This window comes from Achromobacter marplatensis (assembly GCF_002209535.1).
Classification (GTDB): Bacteria; Pseudomonadota; Gammaproteobacteria; order Burkholderiales; family Burkholderiaceae_B; genus Achromobacter; species Achromobacter marplatensis.
On sequence record NZ_NJIG01000004.1, the window covers coordinates 409,295 to 423,249 of the forward strand.

Genomic DNA, 13,955 nt, shown 5'->3' on the forward strand with positions numbered 1-13,955 from the left:
ATGTTTCCAACGCCGTGCCACTGGACGGAAACGTTTGGAAGCAAAGTGCTTCGAAGCAGTTGTTTCTTGATGCGTGACGAAGGAAACTAAATGCTTCGAAGGGGAAGGGGCCTAACCAAAGGCCGGGCACTTAAATCTGTGCCCTCAAAAGGCGCAAACGCTTAAGGGCTAAGGGCGAAACCCAAGGGGGAAGGGCAACCGCAAGGGCCAAAAAGGTCGACAAAGGTTTTTGGGCGCCTCGATCTTGGGGCGGTGAAGATCACCGAGGCTCTCCTTTTGTCAACATGTCGCAAGAGGTTACGTGTTGGAGAGGCCTGGTTTTCGCATTGACCCGTAAGCACGCTGGCGGCGAGGCTTGTCGCATTTTCCTCGCTGCCCACGCCCCATGACATACCTTCGGCATTCCACCTTTCGCCCGATTCGGCCGCCCGGGGCAATGCCGTTGCCGGACAAGGCCAAAGCGGAGATGCACCGCGAGCTAGGGCGTGTCTGCAACGGGGCTCAGCTCGCAGTTGCCCTTATTTGGCTTGGTCGATTTGATGGCTGGCAGACGGCCACTAGCGGCGAAGGTGGTGCGGAACTCTACGACGTTGCGTGCCAACAGCTGAGGCGCCTGCGTGGCCCGTTCAGCAGTCCTATTAGCTTCGTGGAATGGCTGGTCGACCTGCCGTGTACTCGTTGGCGTGCAGCCACAATCGACTCCACCAGCCAATGGGACCCCCTCGCCGAGCGCTTTACAGACTTTCAAGCCGCTTCGGGCAAGCTTGTGGTGGTTTACGCCTCGGACGTGGGCGCAGACGCATGGCGCAGTTACGTTAGAGGCTACCTGGCAGCGGCGTTGGTGCAGCTTGAGAGTACGAATCATGCTGGCAATCGAGTCTGACGTTGTATTGCTCGCCTGTGCGGGCGCAGCCGCCGGCGCGCTGTATTGGTTGCGGAGGCCGATGCCGGGCACGTCAAGCCAATCGCAGGTGGAGCCTGGCCCAGTCCAACAATCGGCTCCGAGCGCGCGGCACCTGGAAGTGTTGCCGGCACAACGCCTCTTTGACGTCACAGGGACCTCGCCTCTCGTAGAGTTGATTCGCCAGCGCATGGGATTCACTCCCGAGAATTTCGAGCGTGACGTGCGTCCGCTCCTAGCGGCATTTGCGGAATTCGTTCAGCTACTTCCAGCGTCTGAGTCGCATCATCACGCGCAACCAGGTGGACTCCTGGTGCATCTGCTTGAGGTCGCTGCGCACGCGCTGCACTTCCGGGATGCCTACAAACTCCCACTGGGTGTGGCGCCGGAAGAGCAAACGCGGCTGGCTGCGCGGTACACGTATGCCGTGCTCGTCGCGGGCCTGCTGCACGACATTGGGAAGCCTGTTACCGACGTCGTGGTGCAGCTCCAAGGCGCATCTGGAGAATCAAAGCCTTGGGTGCCTTTGGGCGGAACAATGCAAGAGCAAGGGGCTGACTGGTACACCGTCGATTTCCCGGCTCAAAGAGAGTACCGGAAGCACGAACGGTTGGGGTTGCCCTTGTTGCGCACCCTTGTTCCAGGTAAAGCGCTTGCTTGGATTGGCGAACATAGTCCCCTTATGGACGAGCTCTTCGACTACTTGGGCGGAGAACAGAGAAAGGGAGTGATCGCCGAGCTCGTGGGTCGGGCCGACAGGGAATCGGTAGCGAGCAACTTAGCCACTGGTCCGAGAACGCGCTTTGCATCGGCGCGCGCCGTTCCTCTCATCGAACGGTTGATGGGCGGGCTGCGCCGCGTTCTGGCAGAAGGGTCTGTTTCGATCAATCGGGCTGGGGCAGTCGGATTTTGTGATGGTGAGTCGCTATGGTGCGTTTCCGGGTCAATTGCCAAGCTTGTCAGAGACCATCTGGCGCAGACTGAGCAGCGTAGGCCTGGCGCAGCGGGCATTCCCGACGATAACTCGCGGCTATTCGACACCTGGCAGGAATATGGCGCAGCGATATCAAATGAAGCTGGTGCAGCCATCTGGACCGTAAAAATCGCGATTGGGACGTGGTCCCAACGCCTTACCGTCCTTCGATTTCCCTTGTCGATTCTGTTCCAGGACCCAGCCCAATATCCGGCGGCCCTGCCGCCTGGTGCAGTCTCTGTAGCTGATGTAAAAGCCCCGCGCGGCGCGGCAGGCGGACACGCCGACGACCACTGTCCGCCCGCCTCGCCTGTGGCGCCATCGGCGCCGGCAGAGCAGATGCCGCCTGCGCACGAAGAGCCGATCATAGAAGCTACCGATGTTGGTGCAGGCGATGACAAGCCTGTTGCTGGCACGAGCCCCGGCGTTGAAGACCTTCCCGAGATGGATGATCTCGATCCAGATGTTGTTGGCGTGGTGCAGGACGGCAATTCGTTATCTGCCTCGATCGAATTAGAAGCGGATGATCAGTATCTCGACGATATCGATAGCGCGATTCCGGAGCTGGTCCAATCCCCAGAGGTTGAAGCACCCGAATTGATGAGTGCGCCAGTTGCCCCACGTGTGAGGGCTGCGCCAGCTCCGGCGGCGCTGCCTGCCATGCCGGCTCGCAAGGCGAACGTAGAGCGCTTCATGGCCTGGATTCAATCCGGTGTCAGTTCTGGATCAATTGCATACAACGAGGCCAACGCCGCAGTGCATTTCTGTGAAGAAGGCATGCTTCTGGTGTCGCCAAAGATCTTCAAGGACTACGCGGACAACTTCGAGGCGCGGATCGACATGCCCACGTCTACGGATGGCGCGCCATCCAAGGAGCCGTGGCGGGTTCTGCAACAGCAGTTTCAAAAGTCGGAGTACCCGCAGAAGAGCGGAAGCGGCTCCTTTCTCCACCGATACAACGTCAGTGGTCCAGGCGGCAAACAGTTGACGGGGATCTTGATCCCCGGACCGGAACGCTTCTTTCAGCCCGTCCCTGCGGCCAACCAGTTATTGAAGCCGGCGTCCGCCGGTGCGAGCGCCTGATCTATGTCCCACCCTTACGAGAACCTCTTTCGGCGCCCATATGAAGTAGTTTCGTCGATGGCCGCACTTGCATCGGTCGGTGCGCTTTGGACCTATCAAGGGTTGTATTTGGTTACCCCTGCGACAGGGGGAGTTTTAAGTGTAGGACTGCTTTCGCTGGCCGCCATTCGAGCTCGGCAAGCGAGACGCCTCATCCGATTCCAACGCAACCTCCGGAGTCTACCCACCTATTCGCTTGCCGCTGACGAGATCCCGTGCTCGTCAACAGAGTTGTTCCTTGGTAAAGGCTTCTATTGGACGCAAGAACACACGCAGCGTCTGTACACCGCCCGCCTTCCACAATACAAGCACTTGACGGCCCGCAATGAGCTGTATCAATGGGCCCGTCGGATGGAGCGACAGCACCCTGGTTGGATCGCAAATCAGCTGAAGAGGGACGCGTGGTGGAACTCGGTCAAGCCGCTGCCGCCAGTGGGCGGAGACCCTGTTATTCATGGCGTCGAGCCCGACGAGCGCGATATATGGTCCAGCCTGGGGGAGCGTGTCGGGCATACGCTTGTACTGGGAACTACGCGCGTCGGCAAGACTCGACTTTGCGAATTGCTGGTGACGCAGGACATTCGCCGCGGCGACGTTGTAATTGTTTTTGATCCCAAGGGAGACGTTGAGCTGCTGCTCCGAATGTATGCGGAAGCATGCCGCGCGGGCCGCGAGAAGGACTTCCACTTTTTCCACCTCGGATATCCGGATGCCTCGTCCAGATATTCACCAATTGCGACTTTCTCGCGTATTACGGAAGTCGCAACGCGGCTCGCCGGTCAGCTACCGTCCGAGGGACAAGCCGCTGCGTTCAGAGAGTTCGTTTGGCGCTACATCAACGTGATGGCGCGCGCGATGGTGGCGCTGGGGATGAAGCCCAGTTATGAGGTCATCTATCAAAACGCGGTAAACATCGACGACCTGTGCTTGAAGTATTTCGAATACTGGCTCGACCGCGATCACATGGGCTGGCGTGACGAGATGTCGGAGCCGGACAAGCAACTCCAGGCACAAGCGCAAAAGACAGGTCGAGCGATGTATCCGCTCCAGATCCTCAAGCTAATCCGGGACAAGGGCTGGCATGACCAGATCGCGGACGGTCTCGCGAGCGTTCTCACAAACGACCGATCGTATTTTGAGAAGCTGGTGTCGTCTCTCTATCCACTGCTGGAAAAGCTAACCACTGGACCAGTATCCAAGCTCCTGTCTCCAGATTATTCGGATCCCTCAGATCCGCGCACTGTATTCGACTGGCAGAAGATCATCGACACAGGCGGAATCGTCTATGTGGGACTGGACGCGCTCAGCGATTTCGAAGTCGCCGGCGCAGTCGGAAATTCAATGTTTGCCGACCTTACCTCTACTGCCGGGCGTCTATACAAATTCGGCTCCGGTTATGGACAGGCAATTCCCGGTAAAAAGCGAAACGTGTGTATCCATGCGGACGAGTTCAATGAGCTTGTCGGGGACGAGTTCATTCCGATGGTAAACAAGGCCGGCGGCGCCGGCTATCAGGTCACGGCGTACACCCAGACAGGCTCGGATGTGGAATCCAGGATCGGGTCGAAAGCGAAGGCGGATCAGATCTTCGGCAATTTCAACACGCTCGTGATGCTCCGAGTGAAGAACCTGCCCACAGCTGAAATTCTCACAGACCAACTCCCGAAGGTACAGATCTACACGCGCCAGTTGGACTCTGCGACTGGGGATGGAACAGATGATGGAGTAACCGATTTCACATCCCGAACGCAGGACAAGTATTCGCCGCGGGAGGTGCCGTTAGTAGACCCGTCAGACCTGGTGCAGTTGCCAAAGGGGCAGGCCTTCGCCCTTATTGAGGGCGGTCAGCTCGTAAAGCTGCGGCTACCTTTGGCAAGTAAGGATTCTGATCACCTCATGCCTGCCGGCTTAGCCGACGTCGTTAAGAGCATGCGTTCGACCTATAAGGCGTATTCGGACGCAGTTGATGCCGGCCTATCCGTCGACATGCACGACTTCGACAGCACGGGTTCAGCCTCTGAGCGTGCGGGCGAGGTCTCGTCCAATGTGACCGTGGAGGGTAGCGGCCGTGGCTTCTAAGGACAGAGCTTCCGGCGAGGATGCGGTGCGTGCCTTCTTTTGGCCTATTCACGCCGTTCTGCATCTATCAGTTTGGCTAATCGTGGTGATGTTCCTGTCCATCGTGGTGTCTCTCACGGTCGCGGTGGCCTTGCAGACCGACAAAGCGCCATCCAGGTACATGAGCGACCTGGTCGACTACTACCTGGAGCAAGCTCCAAATAAGAAGGCCGCCAATGACGCTGCCGGAATTTCTCGGGCATTGGTATTCGGTTGGCCTGGTGTGGCCGCTGCGCTGTCCGACGAGGCGAAGCCGGGTCCTAGCCTCCTTGGCGGGGCGATGCAAAGGTCCACACAGGGGCAGGGCCGCGAGCTGATACTGGTGACCATGCACGCCGTTGAACTGCTGGGTGTCCGACTGGTATTGCTGTTTAGCGCGTTGCCGGCGCTCGGGTTGTTATTGACGATTGCTCTAACGGATGGCCTGGTCGCGCGGTACGTCCGGCGAGAGTGCGGGGGGCATGAGTCTGCAACAAGACATACTCGCGCCAAACGTTTGCTGAATCGAGGCATCGTGCCTATCGTAGCCGTGGTGTGGCTCATAGTGCCAGCCCGGATGTCTCTAGCGCTGTTCTTTCTACCCGCTGCAGTGGGTGGCGCGGTCCTAGTGTGGATCATGGCCAAGTACTTCAAGAAGTACTTATAACTATGAACCGGACACCATCGATAGACGGTCAGGATTAACGGAGGGAAGGGATCATGCGCTTTGCTGCTATTAAGGCCTTCTTCCTCCCCGCCTTCACTCCGGCTACAGACGCGCTACCCATTTCTCCGGCTTAAGACCGCGTCATACCAGATGTGGATGCACCAATGGACTGGCGCTTGTCAATACGCTCAAAAATCGCTGACGCATCACGGTGAAAGCCATCGGGAATAAGCGGTTTCTACGCTCTCGGCCATTCCGGCAATTGTGAACTTGCGTTCGCTGCGAATGTAGGCTGCTCCAGCCTTGCCCATGCGCGTTCGAAGTGGGCCGTCCGCCGCCAGTGTGTCGAGGGCGTCTCGCAGCTGATCAACATCGCCGTAAGGAACAAGCAGGCCTGTCTCCCCGTGTTTGACGACTTCTGAGACTCCCCCGACTGAGGTGGCGACGACAGGAAGCCCGCACGCAGCGGCCTCGATAAACGACGTACCTAGCGCCTCGAACTCAGTGGCAAGTGCAAAAATATCGCACCCGGACAGGACGTTTTCGATATCGTTACGGCGTCCTAGGAAATGAACCCGACCCTCGCATCCGAGGGCCCGTGCTTGCTCGTTCAGGCTCTCAAGCTCTGACCCGTCTCCCGCAACGACAAGGTGGTTGTCCGGCCCGCTTGTCAACAAAGGGGCAATGGCGGTCAGCAGCAAGCGATGCCCTTTTTGCGGACGCAAGTGACCGACGCAACCGATGACCAGGGCATCACCCTCAATGCGCAGCTCGGCACGCAGTGTGGATTGAATGGCAGGCGTCAACGGGGCAACCGCGGTAAACACGGTATCAAGGTCGTTCAGCCGCACGCCACGGGCAAGGAGTTGCTGCGTCACGTAATCGCTGACTGCAATTACCTTGTGGGGGAGCCCCGTGTAGCTCCAGAGCGAGCCCGGCCGCTTTGCCAGATGTCTGGTACGCACAATCAAGGGTGTGCCCGCCAATCGCGCCGCTGCTGCCGCGATGACGGTGTCGCGCCGACTATGCGTGTTGATAACGTCGTATTGCCCCGATGAAAGAAGCCGCCAGACGCGATAGACGCCTTTGACGTAATTGACCGATCCATCCATGGAAAGGGGGTGCACCGTAAACCCTTCATCGGTCAAACGACAGAACAGTCCACTGCCGGGTTGGCAAATTGCTTCCATTTGATGACCGCGTTCGCGCATGCCTCGCATCTCCTTGAGTATGCGATGCTCCTGTCCGCCAAAGCCGGTAGCGGCTTCCGAATGAATGACGCGCAGGGACCTGGATGGGGCCGCCTTCATGCGCGCAGCTCTCTGCCGTCACTCAATATCAAGGAAGGCTGGGCCTTGATGTTCACGCTAAGTCCCCTTCCCGGCTGCAATCGATCAGTTTTTCACGGTATGACAAGAGGGTTTCGGCATAAACGCAGTCAGTCTCTGTAACTTTTCCCCACGGCGTCGTATTGCCCACGACAAGGGCGAAGGAGGTAAACCCTTTCCTTGCTATGAGTTCGGTAGGCTCATGGGAAAAAACAAAACCGGCTTCATGAAGCGAACGTACAAGGTCTGGTGGACGTATCAGAGCCACGTAATAAGGAGATCGGCATTGCTTGGTCTGGGCAGGCACGGCATCGCGGTGCCATATATCAACCAGCCTTGGCGGTTGGCCATCACCGGGCTGAAAAGTGTATCGAAACAATGGGGGGAGTTCGTTGTTGATATGCCGCGTCATGTCGCCGGCATGGGTCGCGTTCGCGGCATGCATGCGAAGCAAGTCAGTCCGAGGCTGCCTCCCCGTGTATTGACGGTCCAATCGTAGGGATCCAGGCATGACCCACTCGTGCGATGGCCCGTCTTCAGTAGCTGACTGTTTGCCCGTGTGCAGGGCGCGCAGTAAAGGGGGCTTCGATGTCATCTATGCTCCTGAAAGCGTTCGTGACGCCAGTTTGAATGGACCGACGACCTTCCTCAGTTGGGATGCGATCGCCAACAGCCGAATATGGAGGTGTACCGACGCGGCGGGGGGGCAACGTGGACAACCTCGGCGTCGTAGCCGTGTAGATGGCACATGCCGCTCATTTGCCGCCTTCTTCCAAGAAGAACAAGTTGACTGCCTGAGGTCGGGCTTCGGTTTCAGGTGTAGATAATTCGAAGCCAAAGCGCTGCCCCTTCTTGAGTGCTTTTCCCCCAGCGCGCTGCAATTCCTGTAGTGAGACGTACACCTTCGGCAGCCTGTCGTCTCGTGAAATCATCCCAAACAGCCCGGACCGCGCAACGAATTTCACTGTCCCTATGATCATGGGTGCTCCCTCCGGATAATTGTCGCCAGCCTACGTGTCGAACTCAGATGGAGCCGGCCTCTGGCCGGCTCCCGTTCAACGTTGGCGATCTATTACCGAATGATCAAAACCGGCACCGAACTTGTTCTCAACATCGTCGCAGTTGTACTACCCAGGATCATGTGGCGAATTCGAGAATGTCCATACGCGCCCATGACGAGCAGGTCACAATTGCTCTCTGAAGTTTGCGCGGTAATCACCTTCTCTGGCTCACCGGCCACGATCGCAGTGTCAATATCGAATCCGGCTTCTTCCAGTGTTTTGCTGGCCCACTGCGCCTGATCACGGATATTGGGTGTGTCTTCGTCGGCGATGACCACGCGGCCAGCCAGGCCCTGCAAAAGGGGACTGCACGAAACGGTTTCCACCATCTTGCGGCCTGCTGCGCTTCCGTCAAATGCGAGCAGGAAACGGCGAGGCGCAACGAATTTCCCGCCCACTGCCAGGACAGGACGCTGAATCGTACGCACGACGCGCTCGGCGTGATGGTCGATATGCCAAATTGATGGGCTTTCGTGAGCGGGGGCAACATGCTGGCCCAGAACGACCAAACGCGTACTTGCCTGAAACTCGACAAGGGTTTCCACGAGAGATCCGTGGCGCTGTAGCGTATCTATATTCTCGGCGCCCGCGGCCATGGCGCGCTCTCGCGCGGCTTGCAGAATCTGTCGTCCATGTTGCTGGGCGAGTTTGCTGCGCTGCTCGTCCAGGGACGTCAACTCTTGAAGCAGATGTTCCTGCGCGTCGAACCCAATGGCACCGCTATAGTCGCTGACGGCGGCTCGCTCTGGATGACGATCAAGCACGTGCAGGAATTGCAGGGGCGTTTGCAGGCGCAGCGACGACCATACGGCGTAATCACAAACGGCTGTTGACCTGGCGGTTCCATCGATACATGCGATTATTTTTTCCATATCTTCCTCCTTAGTGGCCCATCAACCTGTCCATCGCGTCGGGCTTGTCGTGAATAGCAAACCGATCAACTAGCGTGGTGCTGGCCTCGTCCATTCCGATGACTTCCACTTCTGCGCCCTCGCGCCGGAATTTGAGCACCGCGGTGTCAAGTGCGCCAACTGCGGAAATGTCCCAGAATCTCGCGCGGCTGACGTCAATCTGCACGCGTTCTATAACTTCTTTGAAATCGAACGATTTCACAAAGTTCTCGGCAGACGCGAAGAAAACCTGGCCAACGACCGTGTACGCCCGCACCGTACCTTCCTCGCGGACTTCGGAAGTAATGCGCAGCACGCGTCCGACCTTGTGAGCAAAGAAAATGCCGCTCAGGAGGACGCCAACAAGCACGCCCTTTGCAAGATCGTGCGTACCGACCACCACGATAACGGTCGCCACCATCACAATGCTTGAGGTTTTCGGATGTTGGGCAAGTCCTTTGATTGATGCCCAGTTAAACGTACCGATCGACACCATGATCATGACGGCGACCAGTGCGGCCATGGGAATCTGCTTTACCCACGGTCCCAGGAACACAACCATGATCAGCAGGATCACGCCAGCAGCAAAAGCTGACAAGCGGCCTCGACCGCCGGACTTCACGTTGATGACGGACTGGCCAATCATCGCGCAACCCGCCATCCCACCCAGGAAGCCAGAGGCAATATTGGCGATGCCTTGGCCAGCGCATTCGCGGTTGCGGTTGCTTGTGGTGTCGGTCAGTTCGTCAACAATGGAAGCGGTCATCATTGATTCGAGCAGGCCCACGACCGTCAGGGTGGCCGCGTACGGGAAAATGATCTGCAGGGTTTCCAGGTTGAACGGCACATCCGGAATCAGGAAAACGGGCAGGCTGTCAGGCAATTCACCCATGTCTCCAACCGTTCTGATGTCCAGCCCCATGTACATGGAAATACCCGTCAAAACCACGATGCAGATAAGGGGGGAGGGAATCGTCTTGGTCACATAGGGGAACAGGTAGATAATCCCCAAGCCCGCCGCCGTCATCGCGTAGACAATCCAGCTCACGTTCGTCAACTCAGGCAGTTGTGCCAGGAAAATCAAGATTGCCAGTGCGTTGACAAAGCCTGTCACGACAGACCGCGAGACAAAGCGCATGAGCACGCCCAGGCGCAACGCGCCAGCAAGAATCTGAAGCACGCCGGTCAGCAGGGTGGCCGCCAGCAAATATTGAAGGCCATGATCTTTCACGAGGGTGACCATCAACAAGGCCATTGCACCCGTTGCGGCCGAAATCATGCCGGGCCGGCCGCCAGCGATGGCGATCACGACTGATATACAGAAGGACGCATAGAGGCCGACCTTGGGATCGACCCCCGCAATGATGGAGAACGCGATCGCCTCGGGAATCAGGGCGAGCGCGACAACGATGCCCGCCAGCACATCGCCGCGGACGTTTGAGAACCATTCTTCTCGAATTTTTTTTAGGGACATTGGATGCATGCAATGGGTCCGTACAGGCATACCGGGCACATCGGCCAAGAGAGGCGTGCGCGCGGCATGAAACCTGAACCGAAACGGTTCTAGCGGTTCTTATACGGACTGGGAAACGGGAAGCTCAGCGGCCTACATGCGGCGCTGAAGGAAATGCTGGACGCGGAACGCGGGCGGAGCCACGTTGGACGGTTTGCTACATTGGATAATGTCGTCTAGAGTGAGACGTAGGAGCGCATCATCATAACAGCTTTCTTAGCTTGATGCGCCTTGCAATCATTCCCATCCCCCCTCCTTGCCGATGTAAGCCACTTCCTCCCCCTCCCAGTAGCCTTACCGATCGGTCGCCGATTTTGAGCGGACTTTCACCCCATGCTTGGCGGTCTGTTGCGACGGTATCGGTGGATTTCAGTGTATTTGGGCTGGGCCGATTTGATGGTTGCATGGCGCATGCGCAACGCCGCAGCGCCTTGGCGAATGTCTCGTTGGCCCTGATTTTGGCCCTACCGAGGCGGAGAATCATGCTTACTTTGCAGCAAGAGCGCGCACGTCGTCGCACGTTCGCGATCATTTCGCATCCTGACGCGGGCAAGACCACACTCACCGAAAAACTACTACTTCATTCCGGGGCGATTCACATCGCCGGGAGTGTCAAGGCGCGCAAAGGAAGGCGTCATGTCGTCTCGGACTGGATGGACATTGAGAAGCAGCGCGGAATTTCCGTCGCGAGCTCGGTGATGCAGATGGAGTATCGCGGCCATGTACTGAATCTGCTTGACACCCCCGGCCACCAGGATTTTTCCGAAGATACGTATCGTGTCCTTACCGCAGTGGACGCGGCACTGATGATTATCGACGCGGCTAATGGCATCGAAGCTCAGACCCTGCGTCTGATCGAGGTTTGCCGCGCGCGACAGACTCCCATTATCACTTTCGTCAATAAAATGGACCGCGAGGTGCGCTATCCGTTGGAACTTGTTGACGAGTTGGAACAAGTGCTCGGCATTCCTATCGTGCCTTTTTCGTGGCCCATTGGAATGGGGCGCAACTTTCACGGCGTCATTGACGCAGCGCGCGCGACAGTGAAGACGTTTTCTCCGGGGTGGCACGACAAGCTCATCTCGCCCGAGGCGGTCTATGGCTTTCATGAAGTCACTAATACGTCGTCGGGTGACGCTATCCGTGATGCACGGACGGAACTTGAGTTAGTACTGGCGTCGGCGCCGGCGTTTTCTGAAGTCGCGTTCCATGAAGGTCGGCAGAGCCCCCTTTTTTTCGGTTCGGCCGTGAACAACTTTGGGGTTCAAGAGGTGCTGGATGCGTTGGTTGATATCGCTCCTTCCCCTCAGCCGCGGCCGGCACTTGAACGCACGGTAGAAGCGATTGAATCCGAATTTACAGGAGTAGTGTTCAAGATCCAGGCGAACATGGATCCCCTGCACCGCGATAGGATCGCATTCATACGTGTTTGCTCGGGCCGATTCGGCAGGGATGCCAAGTATCTGGTGACGCGCACTGGAAAGATGATCCGTGCCGGCGCACCGGTATCGTTCCTATCTCAGCGCAGGGAAGCTATTGAGCAGGCCTACCCGGGCGATATTGTGGGACTACCCAACCATGGAGCGCTCCAGTTGGGTGACACACTCACCTCTGGCGAACCTCTGCATTTTCTTGGACTTCCGTTTTTTGCTCCGGAGATATTCAAGCGGGTCGACATCGACGATCCAATGAAGGTGAAACAGCTAAAGTCCGCCCTGCTTCAACTTGGGCAAGAGGGTGCGATCCAGGTATTCCGGGACACTTCTGGTGCTTCGGTACTGCTTGGCGCTTTTGGCGAATTGCAGTTTGACGTTGCGCTGGAGAGACTGCGCCATGAATACGGAGTTCCGGCTCGATTGCACGAGACAGCATTTCGTACAGCCCGATGGGTGTCTGCGGCAACCCCGGAAGAACTTGCCAAGTTCGTCTCTCACCATCCGGGGCGGATTTATCAAGATGCAGTTCAAGCGCCTGCCTACCTTTTCAAGACCCGATCCGAATTGGACGTGATCAGTGAGCAGTGGCCGATGATCCGTTTTCATCAGATGCGCGAGAGTATTGGCCGACTTGCCCTCACTCAGCTCTAAACCCTCGTAGGACGTTCCACAACGCGAAACACATGGTGTTTCATTGAAAAACTACATTCGATTCCTGCTTGATTGCCCCAATCCGCTGGTGTTCGGCATGACGCTTATGCTGGCGTCCAGCCTAGGGCAAACCTACTTCATCGCCATCTTCGGTGTCAGCCTACGTAGCGAGTTCAGCTTGACGGACGGTTCTTTAGGAGCACTTTACGCGGGAGCGACCGTGATTAGCGCGTTAACCCTCAGTCGCGTCGGCCGATGGATCGATAGAACTACCGTCCCGCGTTTCACGGTAGCTGTCGTATCGATGTTGGCCTTGGGATGTCTGACGATGTACCTATGTACGGGTCCGGCTTCGCTCGTCGTCGCATTCTTTCTACTCCGGCTCTGCGGGCAGGGCTTGATGGTGCATACGGCATTGACCGCTACGGCGCGTGCTTTCTCCGTGAATCGAGGCACGGCTATCAGCGTCGTCGCGCTCGGATTGCCGCTCGGCGAGGCAGTTTTACCCAGCTTGACGGTGTTCGCGATATTGACCCTGGGTTGGAGGAACACGTGGATGCTGGTGGGAAGCAGCCTGCTGCTGCTGGCGTTGGTCTCGCTACGGCTGCTGAGCGAACCTCGAAAAGTTAAAGAGGACTGTGTCCGCACGCGCATGGAAGAGGCGAGGGAGCAGAAACTTCAACTGCCCACGCCGGCTAGCGGTGAGCCGTCGCTTTGGCGGGATCGCCGGTTTCAACTTTCGATGCCTGCTATCTTGGCTTCGCCCTTCATATCCACAGGCTTCTTCTTTCACCAGGTGCGTCTGGCCTCAGAAATGAGGTGGTCGATGGCCTGGGTTGCCACGGCATTTGTCGCCTATGCAGTAGCCCGCGTCGCGGGCATGATTGCTGCCGGCCCTTTGATCGATCGATTTGCAGCAAGCAGAGTGCTTCCGGTTGTTCTTATTCCGCAGATGATCGCGCTCTTGTTGGTTGCAATGCTAGGTGGTGACTGGGTCGCGATCCCGTATTTCACGCTATTCGGTATTACCTCAGCGCTTGTCAATGTTCTGGCTACGGCGCTCTGGGTAGAAATGTTCGGCCCAACCCGTTTAGCTTCGGTGCGCGCCTCCGTGGAGGCGATGAACGTACTGGCGACCGGCGCTTCACCGCTAATGCTTGGTCTGTTGATTGACGCCGGGGTCGGGCTTGCGCATCAAGCGCTGGCTTGTGCCATTTACTGCTTGTTGGCAAGCATGCTCGCGTATCGGCTTGCAAGCGAGTCCAGGGGCGTCGCGCCGTCGGCAGGTCACAGATGCTAGAGACGTCGACTTCGCA

General features: G+C 57.6%; 9 protein-coding genes. 5 read left to right on the forward strand and 4 right to left on the reverse strand.

Annotated features, from left to right (window positions below; all coding sequences use genetic code 11):
* Positions 1–863 precede the first annotated feature (863 nt).
* The 3 genes from mobH to CEY09_RS12220 are packed head-to-tail and all read left to right on the forward strand — an operon-like array spanning position 864 to position 5,760.
* Complete coding sequence (mobH, locus tag CEY09_RS12210) at positions 864–2,957, forward strand: MobH family relaxase (protein ID WP_088588790.1); 2,094 nt, start codon at positions 864–866, stop codon at positions 2,955–2,957.
* Between the two features lie 3 nt (positions 2,958–2,960).
* Positions 2,961–5,075, forward strand: coding sequence for a type IV conjugative transfer system coupling protein TraD (gene traD / locus CEY09_RS12215; RefSeq protein WP_088588791.1), 2,115 nt, complete (start codon positions 2,961–2,963; stop codon positions 5,073–5,075).
* Positions 5,065–5,760: an IncC plasmid conjugative DNA transfer DtrJ family protein gene (locus CEY09_RS12220; RefSeq protein ID WP_143219553.1), complete on the forward strand. Its 696-nt coding sequence runs from the start codon at positions 5,065–5,067 to the stop codon at positions 5,758–5,760. The genes traD and CEY09_RS12220 overlap by 11 nt, the downstream gene beginning before the upstream one ends.
* A gap of 206 nt (positions 5,761–5,966) precedes the next feature.
* Here CEY09_RS12220 and CEY09_RS12225 read toward each other — a convergent pair whose 3' ends face one another.
* The 4 genes from CEY09_RS12225 to CEY09_RS12240 all read right to left on the reverse strand — a co-directional run bounded on the left by CEY09_RS12225 (position 5,967) and on the right by CEY09_RS12240 (position 10,513).
* Positions 5,967–7,070, reverse strand: a complete 1,104-nt coding sequence (locus CEY09_RS12225) for a glycosyltransferase family 4 protein (RefSeq protein ID WP_088588793.1) — start codon at positions 7,068–7,070, stop codon at positions 5,967–5,969.
* A gap of 773 nt (positions 7,071–7,843) precedes the next feature.
* Positions 7,844–8,068, reverse strand: a complete 225-nt coding sequence (locus tag CEY09_RS12230) for a cold-shock protein (RefSeq protein WP_046804283.1) — start codon at positions 8,066–8,068, stop codon at positions 7,844–7,846.
* A 92-nt stretch (positions 8,069–8,160) separates the two neighbouring features.
* Positions 8,161–9,021, reverse strand: a complete 861-nt coding sequence (locus tag CEY09_RS12235) for a universal stress protein (RefSeq protein ID WP_046804282.1) — start codon at positions 9,019–9,021, stop codon at positions 8,161–8,163.
* Between the two features lie 10 nt (positions 9,022–9,031).
* Positions 9,032–10,513, reverse strand: a complete 1,482-nt coding sequence (locus CEY09_RS12240; protein WP_046804281.1) for a SulP family inorganic anion transporter — start codon at positions 10,511–10,513, stop codon at positions 9,032–9,034.
* Positions 10,514–11,034: 521 nt separating this feature from the next.
* Here CEY09_RS12240 and CEY09_RS12245 point away from each other — a divergent pair.
* Together CEY09_RS12245 and CEY09_RS12250 are read left to right on the forward strand one after the other, a co-directional pair.
* Positions 11,035–12,639, forward strand: coding sequence for a peptide chain release factor 3 (locus CEY09_RS12245; protein WP_046804340.1), 1,605 nt, complete (start codon positions 11,035–11,037; stop codon positions 12,637–12,639).
* Between the two features lie 43 nt (positions 12,640–12,682).
* A complete protein-coding gene (locus tag CEY09_RS12250; RefSeq protein ID WP_143219554.1) occupies positions 12,683–13,939 on the forward strand; it encodes an MFS transporter in 1,257 nt (418 codons plus the stop codon).
* Positions 13,940–13,955 lie beyond the last annotated feature (16 nt).

What these genes read in the sequence shown, in the direction of transcription:
- mobH (WP_088588790.1), top strand. Translation starts at nt 864, where the DNA reads ATGCTGGCAATCGAGTCTGACGTTGTATTGCTCGCCTGTGCGGGCGCA.
- CEY09_RS12230 (WP_046804283.1), bottom strand. Translation starts at nt 8,068, where the DNA reads ATGATCATAGGGACAGTGAAATTCGTTGCGCGGTCCGGGCTGTTTGGG.
- CEY09_RS12245 (WP_046804340.1), top strand. Translation starts at nt 11,035, where the DNA reads ATGCTTACTTTGCAGCAAGAGCGCGCACGTCGTCGCACGTTCGCGATC.
- CEY09_RS12225 (WP_088588793.1), bottom strand. Translation starts at nt 7,070, where the DNA reads ATGAAGGCGGCCCCATCCAGGTCCCTGCGCGTCATTCATTCGGAAGCC.
- CEY09_RS12240 (WP_046804281.1), bottom strand. Translation starts at nt 10,513, where the DNA reads ATGTCCCTAAAAAAAATTCGAGAAGAATGGTTCTCAAACGTCCGCGGC.
- CEY09_RS12235 (WP_046804282.1), bottom strand. Translation starts at nt 9,021, where the DNA reads ATGGAAAAAATAATCGCATGTATCGATGGAACCGCCAGGTCAACAGCC.
- traD (WP_088588791.1), top strand. Translation starts at nt 2,961, where the DNA reads ATGTCCCACCCTTACGAGAACCTCTTTCGGCGCCCATATGAAGTAGTT.